This is a genomic window from Dyadobacter sp. 32 (assembly GCF_902506755.1).
GTDB lineage: Bacteria > Bacteroidota > Bacteroidia > Cytophagales > Spirosomataceae > Dyadobacter.
Genome location: NZ_LR735258.1, coordinates 6499019 through 6519387, shown reverse-complemented (window position 1 = coordinate 6519387; position 20369 = coordinate 6499019). Strand labels below are relative to the sequence as shown.

Below are 20369 nucleotides of genomic sequence, written 5' to 3'. Positions count from 1 at the left end.
ACTTTGACGGGAAAATTGAAAGAAATAGCATGGAATTTCTAAAAAGTCAGCGCCTTAATAATCTCAAGTATGAAATCAGAGGCGCCACCTATGAGAAAGCGCTGGAGCTGGAAAGCCTCGGTTTCAAAATCCATAACCTGAATATCGGCAATCCGGCACCATTCGGTTTCGACTCTCCCGACGAAATCGTCCATGATATCATCATGAACATTCGCAACGCACAAGGCTACTCCGATTCCAGAGGACTCTTTGCTGCCCGAAAAGCGGTCATGCATTATACCCAGACCATTGGGATTCAGGATGTTGAAATCAGTGATATTTTTATCGGTAATGGTGTAAGCGAACTCATCCTCCTATCGATGCAGGCCTTGCTCAATCCGGGTGATGAAATCCTTGTACCTTCGCCCGACTATCCGCTTTGGACCGCTGCGATTGCTTTGAGTGGTGGCAAGCCGGTTCACTATGTTTGCGACGAACAGGCCGACTGGAACCCGGATCTTGAAGATATGGAAAGCAAAATCACCTCCCGCACCAAAGGTATTGTACTTATTAACCCTAATAACCCAACCGGCGCTGTCTACGAAAAGGATGTGCTGCAAAAGATAGCGCGAATGGCTGAAGAGCATAAGTTAATCATTTTCTCGGATGAGATTTATGACAAAATTCTGTACGACGGTGCCCGGCACTATCCAATGGGGTCGCTGGTTCATGATACACTTTGCGTTACCTATGGCGGCCTATCGAAAAACTACCGTTCGGCTGGTTTCAGGGGGGGATGGATGATTTTAAGCGGTGCAAAGCAAAAAGCAAAATCATACGTTGAAGGTTTGCTTCTCCTGGCAAGCATGCGCCTGTGTGCCAATGTGCCAACCCAATATGCGATTCAAACTGCACTGGGTGGGTATCAAAGCATCAAGGAACTCGTAGCGCCTACCGGGAGACTACACAAACAAATGAACCTGATCTATGACCGGCTGGTATCCATCCCCGGAATCACCTGCGTCAAACCGAAAGGCTCGCTTTACGTATTTCCGAAGATTGACCTGAAAAAATTTGGGCTCGAAAACGACGAAAAGTTTGTCTATGATTTGTTGAGCGAGCAAAAGGTACTTGTCGTAGCTGGAACGGGCTTTAATTATATTACCGACGACCATTTCCGGATTGTGTTCCTGCCTACACTGGATGAATTGAATCAGGCCATGGATAAGATTGAGTTCTTCCTGGAAACGCGTCGTGTATTATCGACAAAAACTGTTGAAGATATGATCGCCTGATCACAGAAAAAAGCGCTATTGTTTGCTCAACCCATGTCACCCTTTCTCTAAATGGAAAATCAGTCGATTCAGGAACAAAAACGGCAACGTTTGTTTCTACTTCTCTGTGGCGTATTTTTGACCAATGCCCTGATAGCAGAAATCATTGGCATGAAGATTTTCTCGGTGGAGACCCTGCTGGGGATTCCACCCGCTCAGTTACTGATAGGTGGTGAACGTCTTGACTTCAATATGACTGCCGGGGTGATCAACTGGCCGATCGTATTCATTACATCCGATATTATTAATGAATATTTTGGTAGAAAAGGCGTAAAACGAATTTCCTTTCTCACCGCTGGCTTTATCGTTTACATGTTCATTACCGTCTTTATCGCTACCCAATTACCCCCGGCCCAGTTTTGGCTGGACGTAAATAATACCGACAAACAAGGCAACACGTTTAACATCAACGACGCATTTTATCGCATTTTCAATCAGGGGATGGGCATTATGATCGGATCCATAACGGCCTTTCTCTTGGGACAACTTCTTGATGTATTTGTATTCAGCTGGCTCCGGAGACGTACAGGCAGCAAACTGATCTGGCTTCGCGCAACGGGGTCCACCCTCTTTTCTCAATTGATAGACAGCTTTGTGGTCATCACCGTTGCCTTCTACGTGTTTGGAAACTGGGATTTAAAACAGATTTTTTCGGTCAGTTCAATCAATTATCTGTACAAAGGGATTGTAGCCATTTGTATGACGCCAATACTGTATCTGGCTCACTACGCAATCGATTCCTACCTCGGAAAAGCCTACGCCGATGAACTATCTCACAAAGCCGCCCACGACTAATAAGCCGTAATGTAGTGAATTTAAAAAGCGAACGTAATTCTTAATCGAACCTGCAGCCCGATCACATCTTACATCTTACATCTCACATCTCACATCTCACATCTCACATCTCACATCTCACATCTCACATCTCACATCTCACAATCACTTCCTCCTCAAATTATCCAGCATCACCGCCGTAGCAATACCCACATTTAAAGATTCGGCCAATCCCACCCGGGGAATGGTAATCCTGTTGGTTATCCACCGCTCCATACCTTCCCCTATTCCATTGGATTCGTTACCCATGACGATGAATCCGCCCTGGACGGGGAAATGATACTCATAAAGCGACTGACCGTCCAGAAAAGCACCAACCACAACTTTACCTGGCGCATGATGCTGCATGTATTCGGCAAGATCTGTATAAAAAACCTTTACCCGGCAAAATGAGCCCTTACTCGCCGCAATGACTTTGGGATTGTAAAAATCAGTAGTATCCGGCGAGCAGATTATCTTTTCGATTCCGTACCAGTCGGCAACCCGAATGATTGTCCCCAGATTGCCCGGATCCCGCACATCGTCCAATACAAGGGCATATTCCTTATTTTCAACAGCTAAAAAAACATTTTCTTTACACCTGGCAACGGCCAGGCACGAATCATTCGTTTGAAAAGAACCTAATCCTTCCAACTCCTTGAGTGTAACAGTTTCAAAAGTTGTTTGATGTTGAGATAAAATACTTGAGTATTTTTGCTGAAAGTCTGATGTGCCCAAGACGAATTCAACCTCAAAATCTGAACGCAGCAACTCCAGGACACTTTTGGATCCTTCAACAATGAAAGACTGATAATTTTGTCTGAATTTTTTGATTTTCAGCGCATTGATGAATTTTATACGATTTTTTGACAACATTGAATAACAAATATAGGATTATCTATTTCGGATACTTTGTCCTTTTTCTGGCGGGCCTGATGGGCTGTGCCCAAAAAGCAGGTACCGGCCCCAACCAGTATTTCCTTGGAAATTCTTCATTCAAAGGCAACCGTGTCATTCCGGACGCCGATCTGGATGCGCTTATTCCTCAAAAACCCAACCGCCGATTTCTGGGCCTACCTTTTTTCCCGTATGTTGGATTATATCGTTTCGGAGCCCTTTTCTACAAAAAGGAAGAAAAACAACGAAGGGTCATTGAGTTGACACAAAATTATCAGAAAGAACTAGCCGATCCCCAGAATTCGGTAAAAAAGCTGGAAAAGATTCAAAACCGCTATTTGAAAAAGCTGGCAAAAGCGCAAAGGAGAGTGGATGAAGGAAATTTCTGGATGCGTGTGCTCGGTGAAGCTCCGGTATATTTTGCAGAAAATGACGTAAAAAAGAACGCCGATAAAATGCAAAAATATCTTTACAATAATGGCTTCTTTGAAAATGTGGTCGGATACCGCACAGACACCGCTCAGCATCGGATCAGAGTCAAATATCTGATCGAAGAGAATCGGCCCACTATTTTAAATAAGATCGAATACAAGATTAAAAACCCACTGCTCGACAGCATATTATCTGCCAACAGAAAAGACGCCATGTTGATGGAAACCGCACGGTACGATGGCGATTCGTTCGAAAACGAAAGAATACGCATTGAAACATTGCTCAGAAACCAGGGATATTTTGGCTTTTCCAGGCAGTATGTTTACTACATTGTGAATGACACCCTCTCTGATGCCAAAACAGACAGTATATTTAAGAAAGTCGATGTAAGTGTCCGGGTTGACCTGCCCGTTAAAGAGGACCAGCTGATTCCATATCATATAGGCTCGGTATATTTTGAAGTACAATCTCCTCAGAATCTGCCCGACTCATTGGTACGGAAAGACACCGTTACGTTCAAGTCCGTGAAGTACATTTTCGCCGATAAAAGGTTTTCACCAGATATTTTGAGTAGTAAACTTCAGGTAAAACCCGGAGCATTGTATAGTCAGCAAAAGGAAAGGGATACCCAGCGCCAGCTTGCGTTGACAGACCAGTTCCGGTTTGTGAATGCGCCTCTGGACTCTGCAAACCACCTGCTCAACGTGCACTACAAAGCAGTACCCTTGGAAAAGTATCAGGTATCAGCTGATGTGGGACTGAATGTGATCCAACTCCAGGGTGCTCCCGGACCGTTTGCCAATCTTTCCTACAAAATTCGTAACGTTTTTAACGGACTTGAAAATTTCGAAGCAGGTATACGGGGCGGTATCGAGCTTGTTCCGGGCTTTGTAGGAAGTCGCAAGGTAAACCGGAGCCAGGAGATTAACGCCAATACCTCCCTTACTTTTCCCAAGCTGCTGTTACCCTTTCACCTTTTTCATACCAAGGTAGAAAAGTACAATCCCCGAACACAGGTAGGTCTTGGGTTCAACTTCGTGAACAGACCCGAGTACACCCGTACCAATGCCAAAGTATCTCTTGGCTATTCGTGGCAACCCAGTACCATAAAGCTGTACAACCTCTCCTTCATCGACCTCAATATCCTGAATACATCGGCCATAGATCCGGGTTTTAATGAATTATTGAACAATCTTCAACTTCAGGGTAATAACCTGATTAACAGTTTTCAGAAGTCCTTTGTATCCAGCGTAAATTTCACCTACGTCTACAACACCAACGCCATCGCCGGCCCACCCAAGGATGCCAGATACTTTAGGGTTGCACTGGAGTCTGGTGGAACTTCCCTCAATATATTTCCTGGCCAACAGCAGATCATCAAGAATATCTTTGAGGATAAACAAGGTGAGCTTCAATTTTACAAGTTTTTGCGGTTCAATATCGATTACCGCAAATATTGGAAAACAGGGGCTAAAAGTTCTTTTGTCACGAGGGTAAACACCGGGGCGGTATACAGTTATGGCGACAGCAAAGTACCCCCTTATGAAAAATACTTCTTTGCCGGAGGTTCCAATAGCGTGCGGGGCTGGCTGCCAAGAAGACTGGGACCCGGCTCATCAGAACCCAGGATCACATTAAATAACTTATCCATTGAAGCTCCGGGCGAATTCCTCCTCGAAGGAAATGCTGAATGGAGAGGGCATCTGGCGAATTTTTTTGGTGACATTAATTACGCATTGTTTATCGATGCGGGTAATGTCTGGAATATCAACCGATCCACAGACGATCCGTCTCAAAAACTGATGGCCAACAAGTTTTTTAAAGAGATAGCAATAGGTTCTGGCTTTGGTATCCGGTATGACCTCTCCTACTTTGTACTGCGGTTCGATTTTGGCTTCAAAGTTTACGACCCTTATTCTCAACGATTTGTGCTGAATGAATTGAATTTTCAGCGTTTAAGCAACGTATTCGATCGTACGAGAAGCAATTTCCTCAACATAAATCTGGGTGTTGGTTATCCGTTCTGAATTTTCTTTCAGAAAAAAGAACTTTCCCCTCTCCATTTGCTCATCATTTTACAAGAGAAGCAAGATGACACGTTTTTTTGCGAAAATGCTTACTTAAACCTGCCGGAAAACCGACCCGTAGATTATTATTATTTTTCCTGACAAAGTACAAATATTTAACTAAAACAATATCTTTGCCATAGTATGCATGCATACTAATTAAATAACTGGTTGTGGTAACTCTTTAGAATTATAGCTGATGACCTACGAAAATCTCCTGTTGGATGTCAATAACCATGTGGCACATGTTCGTTTCAATCGACCTGATAAAGCGAATGCGCTACACCACGGCGCCTGGAATGATTTACAAAACGCCTTTGAGATGCTCGACACCCGTGAAGATGTACGGGTAATTATCCTGAGCGGTGAGGGAAAGCACTTTTGTTCCGGCATCGATTTGACTTTATTTCAGGATATCACCGCGGAAAGTGGTCAGGCCTGCGGAGCGAGGAGCCGGGAGTATATCCGTAGAGAAATTCTAAATTTACAAGCCCCTATAAATGCGATTGAGGCCTGCTGCAAGCCTGTCATTGCTGCCATTTCGGGGGGATGCATTGGCGCGGGTGTCGATATCATCAGTGCCTGCGACCTTCGTTATGGAACGACCGATTCGTATTTTTCGATCCGGGAAATTGACATGGGTATGGTAGCCGATTTGGGTACATTACAGCGATTGCCCCGTTTGATTCCGCATGGCATTGTGAGGGAAATGGCCTTTACAGGAAGAAATGTGTATGGTAAAGAGGCCGAACAAATCGGATTGATCAATTCATGTCAGGATGGATCCGAGTCATTGATGAAAACGGTGTTTGAAGTTGCGCTCAACATCGCTGCCAAGTCACCCCTGGCAATCCGCGGCACCAAACATGTACTGAATTACAGCCGCGATCATTCCATAGACGACGGACTCCAGTATGTAGCAACCTGGAACGCAGGTATGCTATTGTCCGAAGACCTACGGATTGCGGTTCAATCCAAGCTTGAAAGAAAGGAGCCTAAATTCAGAAATTGACAGGAAAATTTTAGATTTAATTGATACCCATCATGCAACATACTCAGGGAATGCTCCGCGACGGAGCCTTAGAAGGTAAAACCATCATCGTTACAGGCGGAGGATCCGGACTCGGCAAATCCATGTCTACCTATTTTTTGAAACTCGGAGCCAATGTAGTCATTTGCAGTCGCAGGTTAGACGTCATTGAAAGCACTGCGCGCGAACTGGAAGAACTCACCGGAGGCAAGGTTCTGGCCGTAGCATGCGATGTGAGAAAGCCCGAACAAATTGAAAACGTCATTCAAAAATCCATTGAAAAATTTGGCTCCGTTGAAGTATTGGTCAATAACTCGGCAGGAAACTTCATTAGCCCAACTGAAAGGCTGTCTTATAAAGCGGTCGATACGGTAGTGGACATCGTTCTGAGAGGAACCTATTACTTCACCCTGGCACTAGGGAAATACTGGATTGAAAGCAAAATCAAAGGAACGGTTTTAAATATCTCCACGACATATGCATGGACCGGCTCGGGTTGGGTGGTGCCATCAGCAATGGCCAAAGCGGGTGTTTTGACTATGACCAAGTCTCTGGCATTTGAATGGGCCGATCACGGTATCCGGCTTAATGCGATTGCCCCGGGGCCATTTCCAACCAAAGGAGCTTGGGACAGGCTATTCCCTGAGGAACTGGCCAACAAATTCGCTTTCGAGAACCGGATTCCCTTACAAAGGGTCGGAGATCATCAGGAACTTGCCAATCTGGCGGCTTACCTTGTATCCGATTTTTCAGCATACGTCACCGGTGAAGTGATTACATTGGATGGTGGTGAAGTACTGGGAGGAGGACAGTTCAACTTCCTTAAAGAGGTAAGTGACGACCAATGGGACGCTATTGAGGATCAAATCAAAAAGGCTACAAAGCCACCAAGGAGTACCGAGTAATACATTTCTAGTGCTTATTCTCGCCGGCTCCATGAGTAAAGTATCAGGTCAGAAAGTGTTAAATGCGGTTGGCTCAAGGCTAAAAGCTCACAAAAATAATTTTCTTCGCTTTTTATTGGGTAAATTTACCCCTTACTTCGTTATTTGAAAAATGAAGATATTACCATGAACACATTTTTTAAATTCTGCCTGACCATTCTATCGGTTTATATCATTGCCGGATGTGCAAAATCCAGCAAGCCAATGAAGCAATTACCAGAGGCCACTGTACGGCCATCTTCGCAACAACAGGCGACTGTGAAGGAAGAATTATCGCTGGTTGCTATTCAAAGTAAGTATTTGCTACGCGACACCACGATGACCCGTGTGTACCTGTATGTAGATGCTTTCAAAGGTAAAAATCCGGTTTCGGTGGAAGAATTCTGTAAGCTTTACAATCTTAACTATGTGATTTACTCCGACTACGGTACCCGCGACCGGCTCGGATATGGCAATGTGAAGCTCGAAACTTCCAATGTATCCAGCGTGAACGGAAAGATTGTAATTGGTTTTGATGTAAAAAGCCCTAACCGAGAGAGTGGTGTGCTGTTAAGCGAAATAAGCCAGATGGGCACCCTGAAGAAGGTTTTGAATGACCTTACCATCAGATTTAAAAAAGAGAGTGCATCCGAGCTTTTCGGGGTTTATGCGGGATCCTCCAAAGAACCCCTTCAACGTCATTATGTCAGCAATACGGAAAACTTCACGATTAAAAGAATTAACGAGGCAACCGAAAAGCTACATGTATTTTACTATCAGCACAGCTTCGACGCAGCAGGTTCCCCAATGAATACTGCTTCCCGTGGCGTTTCGAAATCGCTGACGGTGGACAGCTCTTTCACCATCAATTCCAACGAACCGCTGAATTTTACCCGGGAAGGCCTTTACAACATCTTTGCGGATACCACACAATCGGAAGGTTTGGGAATACTTGTGGTAAACGAGCGCTTCCCCAAAGTGACCAAGCCCGAACTCCTGCTGGGGCCGTTGCTGTACATGAGTACCAATAATGAGATCAATGAAATAAAAAAAGCAGAAGATTACAAAAAGGCGCTGGACAAATACTGGCTCACACTCATGAATGGCAATGCCCCGTTGGCTCAACAATCCATCCGGTCTTTTTATGGACGTGTGGAAGAAGCCAACCAATTGTTTACGTCTTACAAAGAAGGATGGAAAACGGACAAGGGTATGATTTACATCATACTCGGTCCTCCGGATAAAGTTCAGCGCAGCAAGGACCGTGAGGTGTGGACTTATGACCAGCGTGGTAATGCCCAAAATGTTAATTTTACTTTTAATCGCAGAAATAATCAATTCGTGGATGACCATTATGAGCTTGTCCGCTATGCGGAGTATCAGCCCATTTGGTATCCGGTAGTAGAAGCATGGAGAAACGGAACTATACGGTAAGAAAACCCGCCCCAAGACAGTCTCAGGCCGATATGGTCTTTGGCACACAGTCTGTACTTGAAACCCTTCGTTCGGGAAAGGAAATTGAACGTTTATTTATTCAAAGAGAATTAGGGCTTTCAGAAATTGAAAAGCTGGCTAAGGAGCTCGGAATACCATATCAGCGGGTCCCGGTTGAAAAACTGAACCGAGTAACCCGTAAAAATCACCAGGGTGTCATCTGTTTTGTATCTCCGATTCAGTACATGCCTTTGCATAATGTACTTACTCAAGTGTACGAAGAGGGCAAAACGCCCTTGTTTGTACTCCTGGATAGAATCACAGACGTTCGAAACTTTGGGGCCATCGCCCGAACCGCCGAATGTGCGGGCGTACAGGGATTGATAGTACCAATGAAAGGTGGAGCCCAGATCAACGCAGATGCGATGAAAACATCCTCGGGGGCGTTGAATTTCCTGCCGGTGTGTCGTGAACCCAATTTGTACGAAACACTACTTTATCTGCGAAACAGCGGACTTCAGATCATCGCCTGTACTGAAAAAGGCGACAAGTCCCTTTATGATATTGATTTTAAGATCCCCACGGTCATCATCATGGGGTCAGAAGAAGACGGAATATCCAAGGAATTTATTCAACTGGCCGATAGTGGTGCAAAAATACCGTTAACCGGAAAAGTCGAATCGTTGAATGTGTCTGCTGCCAGTTCAATTGTATTGTATGAAGCGGTAAGACAGCGGATTGTATAATTAAGAATTTAGAGGAGTTAAGGAGTTAAAAGTAGTTGGGCCTCCCTTGAAAATTCCCTTGTCGATCTCCTTGGCGTGTAGTCTCAGGATTCGATTGGGGAGTTTTAGTTTTTGATTGAGGGTGTCGTATGGGAAAAGTACAATTTTGGTGACTTAATATGGCCTACTGCTTCAGTTTATGAATTAAATGGACATAACTATCCTCCCCAACTTACAAGGTTAGATTTTTCGTTTGCGCTATTGAGAATTACGCAGCTTGCTTTTTTGGGAACGTTTGCACTGTCGGAGCTTTTTTAGCCATTTTAACCGCGTTTGCGGTGAATACACCAAAAAATAGCCATATCATTTCGGTTCCTTTACTTCTGGCTTTGATTTTTCGAAGTAGATAATGGTTTTTCTCGTTTCCAAAACTGCCCTCCATTGATGAGCTTCTGGCTTTATTGAGAATTCCTTTTATTTGTTTTTCCTGTTTATCTTCTTTCCTTGGTCCCTTTTTGTCAAAATTCGTGATGAGTTTACGACTTGTGCAAAAACGTCTATTTTCATTGGTCGGATAAATCCTGTCTGCCGATATATGAGTACATTTTTCGAAATGTTTTTTGTGCTTTAATATACTTATTTTCAGTCTTTTACATTCATTAAAATTGTTAAAGCTAGCATATTCGATCACATTAATACCGTCTACCTGATTCATGTGAACCTTCATTCCAAATTCCACATCTTTGTTTTCTTTTCCTCGTTTTATAGGCCTTACATATGGTTTAGCAAGGGAAACTATACGATCTTTAATCTTTACGCCTGGGTAGTTGAATAGCTGCCTTTGTTGCTGTAAAATCAGCTTAATAGTACGAATACGAGCATAATCTGCTGCGGAAAGTTTGCCGCCTTGCGTTTGATTCAGAAGTTGTTGCAGACTCTCTATACCTTTCTCAACCAGATGTAATAGTGAGAGTTTTCGAGTTTTCGTTTTGCGTCGCGACTTCCTTTTTAACTTGCTGTATATCAAGCATTTTTTCCTCTGCTGATCAAACTTGGATCTTGGAACTTTAAGCTTAAAGCTGTTGCATACATTAGGAATGGTTTTGTCCCATAGCCATAAACAACACTCCCACAGCAGCTTAACGTCGGTCGGGTACCGAATATAGCTTTCGTAAGCCGTCGCGTCAGCAAGCATCACGTGACTATTCTCGAGATTCGGTTTCCACTTTTCTAGCATTTTTTGCTGCATTTGTTCCACACTCACATGCTTTGCTAAGTAAGATCTTATCCTTGACACAAATGAATTGTCCTTAATTGATTCATTTTCAGCTAATAGTACTCCGCAGAACAACTGCATTGCCCAGTCCGTATTAAAACGGTCAACTAACTTTTCATCACTAAGCCCAGTATAATGTTTAAGAAACATCAGGCCAAACAACCCCTTTGAAGATAGCCAGGAAGGTGATCCGCGGAGCGTCTTTTTCTCTGGTAATAGCTCGGACAAACCGTCCCAATTGATAGAAGCATGGATCTTACCTAGTTCCGACTCCTTGAAAATGTACCATTTTGAAGAGTAGTGAAAATCAGCAGGAAAAAGTGTAATTTGCATATGTTTATGTTAAAGCTTGGTAACCTTAAGATAAACAAAAACCCCGAAATATCCCAGCATTGGGCTTTTTCGGGGTTAATTTTTGTCGCAAATAACTAAAAATCAAGTCGTTATTTGGCGTTTGGTTACCCTAGTTAGCACCTAACTCCATAACTTCTTAACTCCTCTTAACTTCTCTTAACTTCTTAAGTCCTCTTAACATCTTAACTCCTTTTACAGCCCTAATTTCCAGCTTCCTGCCGGAAGTTCTTCATGATCCAGCCGCCACCTACGACGTCGTCGCCTTCGTAGAAAACCGCGGCCTGGCCTGGGGCAATTCCATTAACGCCATCGTGAAAATGTACTTTTATCTTTCCGGGCTCTTCGGGAATCAATAAGGCAGGTGTACCGTCATGCTTGTAACGTACCTTGGTGACCGTCTCCAAAGGTTGCGACAGACCATCATATTTTTGCCAGTTGAGCTTACCTACAATCATTCCATCCCGGAACAGATCGGGCAAATCACCCAATACCACCTCATTGGTTTCCTTGCGGACTTCGGTCACAAATACGGGCCTTCCCAGGGCAATACCAAGCCCTTTGCGCTGACCTACGGTGTAGAATGGGTAACCTTCATGTTTCCCTACCACCGTTCCATCCGCATATACGAAGTTTCCACCCGCCACCTCTGCTTCCAACCCTGGAATGCGGCGCTTCAGAAAACCTCGGTAGTCATTGTCGGGCACAAAGCATATTTCATAACTCTCCGCCTTATTTACAAGATCAATAAAACCCCTTTCACGCGCCATTTCGCGGATTTCCGATTTATGCAAATATCCAAGTGGCAGTTTTGTTCTACTCAGACTTTCCTGAGAAACCCCCCAAAGCACATAGCTTTGATCCTTCCAGCTATCTATGCCCCTGGAAACGTAGTGACGACCCTCCTGAAACTGTATGTTGGCATAATGCCCTGTTGCAATGGATTCGCAGTCAAGCCGGTCTGCGCGTTTAAGAAGTGCGTCCCATTTGATATGCGTATTGCACAGCACACATGGATTGGGTGTTCGGCCTTCGAGGTACTCACCGGTAAAATGATCGATGACATAGTCACCGAACTCGGCCCTGATATCGAGTATGTAATGGGGGAAACCAAGTTCAACGGCGATGCTTCTGGCATCATTGATGGAGTCCAGAGAACAGCATCCTGTTTCTTTTTTGGTTCCGCCGCTGCTGGCGTAATCCCAGGTTTTCATGGTCATGCCAATGACCTCATAACCTTGCTCGTGTAACATCACAGCTGCTAGCGAGCTGTCAATACCGCCGCTCATGGCGACCAGGATTCTTCCGTGTTTACTCATTTTGATAATCCGCCGAAGGTTGAATGCCTTCCGATTTATTATAGTTTGAAAATTACCAACAGCCGCAGGAGGCTGAATGGTTCCGTAAAGATACGGATATGCCAACAGAAACAAGGCTTTACTTAAGCAATCACCTGCCGAATCACATTCTTAATATTCAGCTCAATAATATCGGTCATGCTCTCACAGGTGTGATAATGTGGGTCGCCATAGTGTTTGGCAAGGCCGGACGCAAGTTGGTGGATATTGGCGGGTGTGGAAATATTGTCCTTTTTGGATACGTCACGCAGCTCCCGCAGCCTGTGTTTTTCGCTCCTGGCCTGGTACATAATCGAGGATTGTTCCTCCTGCTGGTATTGCAAAACCGTTTTGTCGGTAAGGTGCTCCATGGCGAGCTCTACATAAGGACGATTCTCTTTGAAATATTGGGGCATGTATACCTTTACATTTCCCTCATAAAACTGCTGATCAAAGTCAATGGCGCGGAGACGAAACTGAAAATCATCAAAGTCGGGCGTGATCTGCATTACAAAATTATAGGCTCTCATATCGCCCAGGAGCGTGATCATGCAGCGCTCGTTAAACTTCACAAACTCCTTTGCGATCCTTTTAGGGTTGTAATCCGTTTGATCCAGACGTGTTTTTGCGAATACATCACCCGGTATGCCCGCAATGTGTTCCTCGATCAATGTATTCTCATCCACCAGATAATTCACCTGATTGGGCGAAAAAATCTCCTCCAGTTCGAGCCCATAAATTCTGGAAGCATCCGCTTTTTTTACATAGAAGTAATCGTAGATATCATTCAGGCGATTTACGATTTTGATACGGAAAGGATTGGAGTTCCCAAATTTACAGTAGTCTATCCGGTCGATGTATTTATGTTCAACGATACGAAGATTCCCAGAGGCCTTGAGCATCGCATAAGCTTTTTTGAGGCCACTGTTGATTCGTTCAATCTCGTGTGGTGGGTACAAGGGGCATTCCCAAAGCGTATCCTTTCCACTTTTGTCCATCACTGGAAACGATTCATAAAAATTGAGCAGGTCATTGTATCCGATTGGTAACCGCGCCTCCCGGTTATAGGCACGCAGATATTTCCGGAGCTCAGAGCTTACCGGATAAATCGGTTTCTTTTTTAAGATGGTGACGTCGCCTTTTTCCATAAAGTAAGTTAGCGCTTCTTTTCCGAAAATTATGATTTGTCGTCGGGAATTACCAAAAAGAAAGAGGCCTTCTTTCGAAAGCCTCTCAATCTACACCAAATGTTCAATGTTACATAAAGTCAGATGCACCTTGTCCAATCCTACACACATTTACTCCGCTTTCAGCAAATTGCACCCCATTTCACATTTCACTCTCCCATTTCACATCCGCCCGGCCCGGTCACATCTCACTAATTCATAATCATATTATGCGGGTCAATCACAAACTTTTTGGCAGCACCTTTATCGAAATCCCTGTATCCTCTCGGGGCATCTGCCAGGCTGATCACTTCTACATTTACTGCCTTTGCAATTTTTATTTTATCATAAAGAATGGCATTCATAAGCGATCGATGATACTTCATCACAGGACATTGACCGGTGTAGAAGGAATGAGACTTTGCCCAACCGAGGCCAATTCTGATTTTCAGGCTACCCTCTTTGGCATCATCCTCTTTTGCTCCTGGGTCTCCCGTTACGTAAAGGCCGGGAATACCAATAGCTCCACCAGCACGTGTGATCGCCATCGCTGTGTTCAAAACCGTAGCAGGACGCTCCTCGTCAGAGTGTGATCCATGTCCTCTTGCCTCGAAACCGACGCAATCCACAAAACAATCCACTTCCGGACTGCCGATGATGGCCGCAATGGCCTGCTCCAAAGGTGTATCTTTGGTCAGATCTATCACCTCGCAACCAAAACTTTTGGCCTGATCGAGTCTTTCCTGGATCATATCTCCTACGATCACAACTGCCGCGCCCAATAGGTGACAGGAAGCTGCACAAGCCAGACCCACCGGCCCTGCACCTGCAACATACACAATGGATCCAGGACCTACCCCCGCCATGACTGCGCCATGAAAACCTGTGGGGAAAATGTCAGAAAGCAGCGTGAGGTCCTTGATATAGGCCATTCCCTGATCTTTGTCCGGGAATTTAAGCAAATTAAAATCCGCGTATGGTACCATCACGTACTCTGCCTGGCCTCCTACCCAACCGCCCATGTCCACGTAGCCATAAGCTGCACCAGGTCGCGCCGGGTTCACATTCAGGCAGATGCCCGTTTGCCCTACTTTACAGTTTCTGCATCTGCCGCATGCAATGTTAAATGGCACCGACACCAGGTCACCCACTTTAATAAATTCAACATCTCGTCCTGCCTCAATTACAATACCGGTTATTTCATGTCCCAGAACCAGTCCCGCCGGCGCCGTTGTTCTGCCGCGCACCATGTGCTGATCACTGCCACAAATATTGGTGGACACAATTTTAAGAATGACTCCATGTTCGCATTTGCGATCACCGATAGCCAGCTTTGGATATTCTATTTCCTGAATTTCCACTTCACCGGGTTTAATGTAAGCTACTCCATGATTCTGACACATATTGGTATGCTTTAAAGGTTTAAGATAATTGATTCAAAAAAATTTATGGTCTGTTTACTGATTCAATTTCAGCTAATTGGCACAGGAAAAATCGAAAATCACAAAATGATCAAAGCCCAATCGTCCCATTCCAAAGGCTATTTAAATACATCTGCACCTGCCTGCGCCACGAGGTGGTCGTTTTCTACTGTGCTTCCTGAAACACCCACTGCCCCGATTATTTCCCCGTTTGTATTTTTGATCACAACACCACCGGGAAATGTAATTACACCTCCATTGGAATGTTCGATACCAAATAGCGGCCCGCCAGGCTGCGACAGTGCACCGATCGCTCCGGTGTCCATATTAAAATAACGGGCGGTACGTGCCTTCCGCTGCGAAATATCAATCGATCCCAGCCATGCTTCGTCCATGTGAACAAAGGCCACAAGATTGGTACCTGAATCCACCACGGCAATATTCATCAGTGTATTCAACTCCATTGCTTTACTTTTTGCAGCGTTAACCACGGCTTCGGCTTGTTTCAATGAAATGTTCATAGTCTTAGAATTTTATAAAGTTAAATAAATATTATCAAATTTAGGCACAAGTACACCTTTGACATTTGAACAATATTCCCAATTTATATAACAATACTCCCAAAATACCCATTAACAGCGAAGCTAATGAATGCGACTGCTTTTTACCGCTTAACTTTATAAAATGAATGAACAGGTCAGTACGAAAGTAAAAACCAAAAATTCCTGAAACATCAAGTGAGGATAAACATGTATCAGAAAGCAAGCATACCGTATGGCCTTGTACTATGTGGCGGAATGAGCGAGCGTATGGGAACCGAAAAAGGGCTGCTGGTTTACCACGACCGACCACAGCAGTATCATGTATATAAAATGCTGGATCCGATTTGCGAGCGGGTATATATTTGCTGTAATAAAAACCAGTCTGAAAATATACTTCCCGGCTACGAGATTATGGAGGATAAATCTGAATATGAAAACATTGGACCTATGGCGGCACTGCTAACAGCTTATTCTTTATATCCGGAAAAAGATTTTTTGGTTATCGGCTGCGATTACCCTTTTCTGGGAATGGAAACATTGGAATTGTTTATGAAAGCCATACCGAAAAAGCAGGTTGCCTCCGCCTTTTACAACTCCGAACAGCGATATGAACCACTCCTGGCCTGGTATTCCAGCCAATGCGCCTCACTTCTTCAAGGTTGTTTTAGAAGGGGCGAATATGCTCTTCAACAATTTTTAAGATCACAGCATGCTGAAAAATACACACCCAACAACCCGGCTACAATGACAAGCATAGATACTTTTGAGCAATTTCAGCAGGCCAGACTGTTAATAGAAAAACTAAAATCAGAATGCAGATGATTGACGAAGATTCAATTGTAACTAAAAAAATTAAGCACGTTTTCTTAAACAAAATAATTGACCGAGAAGATGTACTGGCCATTGAGGAGCCACTCGAGATCCAGCTTTCATATATGGTGGATGGCATTCGTGTAAGAAAAAGCATCTCCGTAACGATGCGCACACCGGGCAACGATGAAGAATTGGCCGTTGGCTTCTTATTTACCGAAGGGATCATTCAGCAACCAGGCCAGATCAAAAATGCCAGAATCAGTGCAGTGGAAAATAATAAAGTTTTGGTCTCACTGAACGATGGGGTAATACCCAATTTATCCACCACAGAGCGGAATTTCTACACGACTTCCAGCTGTGGTGTATGTGGCAAATCCAGCATTGATTCAATTAAAACAAACTCCGTTTATGGAAAACAAAACCATGCGGTAACTGTGAAAAGTCATGTACTTCTGGAGTTGATCCACCTATTAGAAAAACAGCAAAGCGTTTTCCTCCGAACAGGAGGGCTGCACGCATCTGCGCTTTTTGACCTGGAAGGCACCTTTCTCCTGCTCCGTGAGGATGTGGGGCGCCACAATGCCTTGGATAAAGTACTGGGATCTGCATTTTTAAAAGCCGAAATGCCGCTAAACAATAGCATCCTTTTGCTAAGTGGACGAGCAAGCTTTGAACTCATTCAAAAGGCAACCATGGCGGGCATCCAAATCATTGTTGCCATTGGAGCTCCGTCGAGCCTTGCGGTGCAGCTGGCCGAAGAAAGCGGCATCACCCTTGCAGGGTTTATGCGGAAAGAGACATTTAACATATATTCTGGCTACGAAAGAATCGAAACATTATGAAAATACGTATTCAAGGCAGTTCGATCCGGTTCAGATTGTCGCAAACAGATGTAAGGCAACTCACTGACGAGGGAGCTGTTACCGAATTTACAAACTTTGGTGGCTCGGTCTTTTCCTATGAAGTAAAACAATCTTTTGAGGCCGACCAGTTGACGGCCTCATTTGAAAATGGCAAGATCACCATGCAAATACCAGCAAGCTATGTGGAGGATTGGGCAATCAACGACATTGTTGGTTTTGAAGCACATGTACATACCGCCGCTACGGACACCATGTATTTGTTGATCGAGAAGGACTTCAAGTGCCTGGACCGTACCACGGAGGATCAATCGGATCAATATGAAAACCCTAATAAAACCTGTTGAAACATATGAGTGAAGATATTTTCGCCAAAGAAGGCGCAGAAAATCCGGAGGATTTTACCGGGCTCAAAATGGGAAACATCAAAAAAGTGGCTGCCGGTATTCCCGCGGTAGTTTCAAGTTTTGAAAAAGTTGTCTCCGAAGCAGGATTAGGGCGGGGAATGAAAGCACTCTGGAACCTGAACAAAAAAGGAGGGTTCGACTGCCCGAGCTGCGCATGGCCTGATCCGGATGATGAACGGTCGGGTGTGGCCGAATACTGCGAAAATGGAGCCAGAGCCATTGCAGAAGAGGCGACCACAAAAAAACTGGATGCGGCTTTTTTTAAAGATCATTCAGTCCGGGAACTTGCCGGCTTATCAGACTATGAAATTGGAGGTAAAGGACGTTTAGCGGAGCCTATGTACCTTCGCAAGGGAGGCACACATTATGAGCCTATTTCCTGGGACACCGCTTTTCTTAAAATTGGTGCCTCACTGAATAGCCTTGCCAGCCCCGACGAGGCGATTTTCTACACTTCTGGCCGCACCAGTAACGAGGCAGCATTTCTGTATCAGCTTTTTATACGGGAATACGGCACCAATAATCTGCCGGATTGCAGCAATATGTGTCACGAAAGCAGTGGAGTAGCATTGGGCGAGTCGCTGGGGATAGGTAAAGGCTCAGTAAAACTGGAAGACTTTTATGAAGCCGAAGTAATTGTGATTCTTGGTCAAAATCCAGGCACCAACCATCCGAGAATGCTGACTGCCTTGCAAAAGGCAAAAGCAAACGGGGCCAGGATTATTTCTATCAACCCCCTGCCTGAAACCGGACTGATGGGCTTTAACAATCCTCAGACTGTTAAAGGAATTCTGAATATGAGCCCGGAGCTTACCGACCTTTTTTTACAGGTCAAAATAAATGGCGACATGGCGCTACTGAAAGCAATTCAGATCTTATTGCTAAAAGAGGATGAGCGATCGCCGGGCTCAGTGCTTGACTTTGATTTTATTAAAAAAAATACCACCGGTTTTAATGATTTGCAAAAACACCTTTTGAAATACAATCCTGCCGAACTGGCCACCATTGCCGGAGTGCCTATGAGCCAGATTCAGGAAGCAGTACAGATTCTTAAACACAAAACGAAGATTATCGCCTGCTGGGCAATGGGATTGACACAACATAAAAATGCTGTGGACACCATTAAGGAAGTAGTGAACCTGCTTTTGCTGAAAGGAAGCATCGGCAAGCCTGGTGCAGGAACCTGCCCGGTTCGAGGCCACAGCAACGTACAGGGCGACCGCACCATGGGTATTTATGAGAAACCATCGAAAAAATTGCTGGCATCCATTGAAAGCAATTTCGGTTTTACCCCACCACAAAATCATGGATATGATACCGTGGAGGCCATAAAGGCCATGCATGCAGGGAAAGCAAGGATATTTTTCGCGATGGGCGGTAATTTTCTTTCTGCCACTCCGGACACGACCTTTACTGCCGCGGCCTTAAGAAAATGCTTGTTAACTGTGCACGTTTCCACCAAGCTGAACCGGAGCCATCTGGTTCATGGTGCAGAGGCAATTATTTTGCCCTGCCTTGCCCGTAGCGATAAGGACATGATCAACGGCGAAAACCAGTTTGTAACCTGCGAAAATTCGATGGGTGTGATTCAATCTTCGAAAGGTGTACTGAAACCCATCTCAGAAACGCTGCTGAGCGAACCGGTTATTGTATGTAAACTGGCGGAAGCTACGCTGGGAAGCAGATCCAGGGTATCCTGGAATAAATACGCCAATAATTACGACCTGATCCGTGAAGATATCGAACGGACTATCCCCGGCTTTAAGGATTACAACCGTAGGGTTCGCGAGCCTGCGGGTTTTTACCTCCCAAATTGTAATCGGGAAGGCAGTTTTGAAACCACCAGTCAGAAAGCGCACTTCAATGTGGCACCCGTGACGACCATGGAACTGAAAGAAAACCAGTTGATGATGATGACCATCCGCAGCCATGACCAGTTCAACACCACCATCTACGGCTTAAACGACCGATACAGAGGAATATACAACGAACGACGGGTGATACTCATGAACAGCAAAGACATGAGGGATCGGGGACTTGTGAAAGGCGATGTGGTGGATCTATACAACAAACATGAGGGGACAGAACGTGTCGCCCGCAAATTCATCGTGGTGGAATACCCGATCCCCGAAGGATGTACTGCTACCTACTTTCCCGAGACCAACGTGCTCGTACCCATAACCAGTGTAGCAGAGAAGAGCAATACACCCACCTCAAAACAAGTGATACTAACGGTAAGAAAGCATGAGTCACCAGTTGGCTAAAAGAATGCCTAACACACTAAAAAGCAGATGTAATGGAAAACAGAAATACAATCGGGCACTTAAACCTGACCAATCACCCGAAGTTTTTGATTGAGTTGTTACCCGCAAAACGCATTGCATTTCGCCTGTTGAATACATTATAAAAGAGCGGATTGAGCTGGCCAAGAGCTTTCTCAACAATCCGGAAACCTCCGTATCAGCGGCTTGCTACCAATCGGGATTCAATAACCTTAACTATTTCACGAAATTATTCAAGCGAAGCGAGGGCGTTACACCTACCGAATTTCAGCGTATATAAA

Annotated in this window: 18 protein-coding genes; 12 read left to right on the top strand and 6 right to left on the bottom strand. The window is 44.7% G+C overall.

Features of this window, described 5'->3' with window-relative positions:
* The first annotated feature begins 29 nt into the window (after positions 1 to 29).
* Together DYADSP32_RS26705 and DYADSP32_RS26700 are read left to right on the top strand one after the other, a co-directional pair.
* Complete coding sequence (locus DYADSP32_RS26705; protein ID WP_149239903.1) at positions 30 to 1274, top strand: pyridoxal phosphate-dependent aminotransferase; 1245 nt, start codon at positions 30 to 32, stop codon at positions 1272 to 1274.
* Positions 1275 to 1325: 51 nt separating this feature from the next.
* Positions 1326 to 2108 (top strand): queuosine precursor transporter, encoded by a 783-nt coding sequence (locus DYADSP32_RS26700; RefSeq protein WP_149239904.1) that lies wholly within the window; start codon positions 1326 to 1328, stop codon positions 2106 to 2108.
* Positions 2109 to 2252: 144 nt separating this feature from the next.
* On the opposite strand, the gene DYADSP32_RS26695 is transcribed toward DYADSP32_RS26700, so the two are convergent.
* Positions 2253 to 3002 (bottom strand): RNA methyltransferase, encoded by a 750-nt coding sequence (locus DYADSP32_RS26695; protein WP_149239905.1) that lies wholly within the window; start codon positions 3000 to 3002, stop codon positions 2253 to 2255.
* Between DYADSP32_RS26695 and DYADSP32_RS26690 the strand changes: the two genes are divergently transcribed.
* The 5 genes from DYADSP32_RS26690 (at position 3002) to rlmB (ending at position 9654) form a co-directional block, all read left to right on the top strand.
* Positions 3002 to 5482 (top strand): BamA/TamA family outer membrane protein, encoded by a 2481-nt coding sequence (locus DYADSP32_RS26690; protein ID WP_414618083.1) that lies wholly within the window; start codon positions 3002 to 3004, stop codon positions 5480 to 5482. The two genes, DYADSP32_RS26695 and DYADSP32_RS26690, sit on opposite strands and share 1 nt — an antisense overlap.
* Positions 5483 to 5720: 238 nt before the next feature.
* Positions 5721 to 6533 carry a crotonase/enoyl-CoA hydratase family protein gene (locus tag DYADSP32_RS26685; protein ID WP_149239906.1) on the top strand — a complete coding sequence of 271 codons (813 nt, stop codon included), beginning with the start codon at positions 5721 to 5723 and terminating at the stop codon, positions 6531 to 6533.
* Between the two features lie 32 nt (positions 6534 to 6565).
* Positions 6566 to 7456, top strand: coding sequence for an SDR family oxidoreductase (locus DYADSP32_RS26680; RefSeq protein ID WP_149239907.1), 891 nt, complete (start codon positions 6566 to 6568; stop codon positions 7454 to 7456).
* 243 nt (positions 7457 to 7699) lie between these two features.
* On the top strand, positions 7700 to 8908 hold the full coding sequence (locus DYADSP32_RS26675) for a GWxTD domain-containing protein (RefSeq protein WP_149244652.1): 1209 nt from the start codon (positions 7700 to 7702) through the stop codon (positions 8906 to 8908).
* On the top strand, positions 8884 to 9654 hold the full coding sequence (gene rlmB, locus DYADSP32_RS26670; protein ID WP_149239908.1) for a 23S rRNA (guanosine(2251)-2'-O)-methyltransferase RlmB: 771 nt from the start codon (positions 8884 to 8886) through the stop codon (positions 9652 to 9654). Before DYADSP32_RS26675 ends, rlmB begins: the two co-directional genes overlap by 25 nt.
* Before the next feature lie 247 nt (positions 9655 to 9901).
* Here rlmB and DYADSP32_RS26665 read toward each other — a convergent pair whose 3' ends face one another.
* The 5 genes from DYADSP32_RS26665 to DYADSP32_RS26645 all read right to left on the bottom strand — a co-directional run bounded on the left by DYADSP32_RS26665 (position 9902) and on the right by DYADSP32_RS26645 (position 15705).
* Complete coding sequence (locus tag DYADSP32_RS26665) at positions 9902 to 11242, bottom strand: transposase (RefSeq protein WP_149239659.1); 1341 nt, start codon at positions 11240 to 11242, stop codon at positions 9902 to 9904.
* Between the two features lie 221 nt (positions 11243 to 11463).
* Positions 11464 to 12579: a tRNA 2-thiouridine(34) synthase MnmA gene (gene mnmA / locus DYADSP32_RS26660; RefSeq protein ID WP_149239909.1), complete on the bottom strand. Its 1116-nt coding sequence runs from the start codon at positions 12577 to 12579 to the stop codon at positions 11464 to 11466.
* A 122-nt stretch (positions 12580 to 12701) separates the two neighbouring features.
* The gene (locus DYADSP32_RS26655) at positions 12702 to 13745 is read right to left on the bottom strand and encodes a hypothetical protein (protein WP_149239910.1); all 1044 of its coding nucleotides are present in this window, start codon (positions 13743 to 13745) and stop codon (positions 12702 to 12704) included.
* Between the two features lie 230 nt (positions 13746 to 13975).
* A complete protein-coding gene (gene fdhA, locus DYADSP32_RS26650; RefSeq protein ID WP_149239911.1) occupies positions 13976 to 15166 on the bottom strand; it encodes a formaldehyde dehydrogenase, glutathione-independent in 1191 nt (396 codons plus the stop codon).
* A gap of 137 nt (positions 15167 to 15303) precedes the next feature.
* Positions 15304 to 15705, bottom strand: coding sequence for a heme-binding protein (locus DYADSP32_RS26645; RefSeq protein ID WP_149239912.1), 402 nt, complete (start codon positions 15703 to 15705; stop codon positions 15304 to 15306).
* Positions 15706 to 15933: 228 nt separating this feature from the next.
* Here DYADSP32_RS26645 and DYADSP32_RS26640 point away from each other — a divergent pair, with 228 nt between their 5' ends.
* The 5 genes from DYADSP32_RS26640 to DYADSP32_RS26620 all read left to right on the top strand — a co-directional run bounded on the left by DYADSP32_RS26640 (position 15934) and on the right by DYADSP32_RS26620 (position 20368).
* Positions 15934 to 16548, top strand: coding sequence for a molybdenum cofactor guanylyltransferase (locus tag DYADSP32_RS26640; RefSeq protein WP_149239913.1), 615 nt, complete (start codon positions 15934 to 15936; stop codon positions 16546 to 16548).
* Complete coding sequence (gene fdhD / locus DYADSP32_RS26635) at positions 16545 to 17381, top strand: formate dehydrogenase accessory sulfurtransferase FdhD (RefSeq protein ID WP_149239914.1); 837 nt, start codon at positions 16545 to 16547, stop codon at positions 17379 to 17381. Before DYADSP32_RS26640 ends, fdhD begins: the two co-directional genes overlap by 4 nt.
* Positions 17378 to 17746, top strand: a complete 369-nt coding sequence (locus tag DYADSP32_RS26630; RefSeq protein ID WP_149239915.1) for a DUF7009 family protein — start codon at positions 17378 to 17380, stop codon at positions 17744 to 17746. The genes fdhD and DYADSP32_RS26630 overlap by 4 nt, the downstream gene beginning before the upstream one ends.
* A gap of 5 nt (positions 17747 to 17751) precedes the next feature.
* Complete coding sequence (locus DYADSP32_RS26625; RefSeq protein ID WP_149239916.1) at positions 17752 to 20070, top strand: FdhF/YdeP family oxidoreductase; 2319 nt, start codon at positions 17752 to 17754, stop codon at positions 20068 to 20070.
* A gap of 118 nt (positions 20071 to 20188) precedes the next feature.
* On the top strand, positions 20189 to 20368 hold the full coding sequence (locus DYADSP32_RS26620) for a helix-turn-helix transcriptional regulator (RefSeq protein ID WP_149244653.1): 180 nt from the start codon (positions 20189 to 20191) through the stop codon (positions 20366 to 20368).
* Position 20369: the final 1 nt, after the last annotated feature.

Bases quoted from the DNA above. Each gene is read 5' to 3' on its own strand.
- fdhD (WP_149239914.1), top strand. From the start codon at position 16,545: ATGATTGACGAAGATTCAATTGTAACTAAAAAAATTAAGCACGTTTTC.
- DYADSP32_RS26695 (WP_149239905.1), bottom strand. From the start codon at position 3,002: ATGTTGTCAAAAAATCGTATAAAATTCATCAATGCGCTGAAAATCAAA.
- DYADSP32_RS26700 (WP_149239904.1), top strand. From the start codon at position 1,326: ATGGAAAATCAGTCGATTCAGGAACAAAAACGGCAACGTTTGTTTCTA.
- fdhA (WP_149239911.1), bottom strand. From the start codon at position 15,166: ATGTGTCAGAATCATGGAGTAGCTTACATTAAACCCGGTGAAGTGGAA.
- DYADSP32_RS26685 (WP_149239906.1), top strand. From the start codon at position 5,721: ATGACCTACGAAAATCTCCTGTTGGATGTCAATAACCATGTGGCACAT.
- DYADSP32_RS26655 (WP_149239910.1), bottom strand. From the start codon at position 13,745: ATGGAAAAAGGCGACGTCACCATCTTAAAAAAGAAACCGATTTATCCG.
- mnmA (WP_149239909.1), bottom strand. From the start codon at position 12,579: ATGAGTAAACACGGAAGAATCCTGGTCGCCATGAGCGGCGGTATTGAC.
- DYADSP32_RS26645 (WP_149239912.1), bottom strand. From the start codon at position 15,705: ATGAACATTTCATTGAAACAAGCCGAAGCCGTGGTTAACGCTGCAAAA.
- DYADSP32_RS26630 (WP_149239915.1), top strand. From the start codon at position 17,378: ATGAAAATACGTATTCAAGGCAGTTCGATCCGGTTCAGATTGTCGCAA.
- DYADSP32_RS26680 (WP_149239907.1), top strand. From the start codon at position 6,566: ATGCAACATACTCAGGGAATGCTCCGCGACGGAGCCTTAGAAGGTAAA.
- DYADSP32_RS26640 (WP_149239913.1), top strand. From the start codon at position 15,934: ATGTATCAGAAAGCAAGCATACCGTATGGCCTTGTACTATGTGGCGGA.
- DYADSP32_RS26705 (WP_149239903.1), top strand. From the start codon at position 30: ATGGAATTTCTAAAAAGTCAGCGCCTTAATAATCTCAAGTATGAAATC.
- DYADSP32_RS26675 (WP_149244652.1), top strand. From the start codon at position 7,700: ATGAAGCAATTACCAGAGGCCACTGTACGGCCATCTTCGCAACAACAG.
- DYADSP32_RS26665 (WP_149239659.1), bottom strand. From the start codon at position 11,242: ATGCAAATTACACTTTTTCCTGCTGATTTTCACTACTCTTCAAAATGG.
- DYADSP32_RS26625 (WP_149239916.1), top strand. From the start codon at position 17,752: ATGAGTGAAGATATTTTCGCCAAAGAAGGCGCAGAAAATCCGGAGGAT.
- rlmB (WP_149239908.1), top strand. From the start codon at position 8,884: ATGGAGAAACGGAACTATACGGTAAGAAAACCCGCCCCAAGACAGTCT.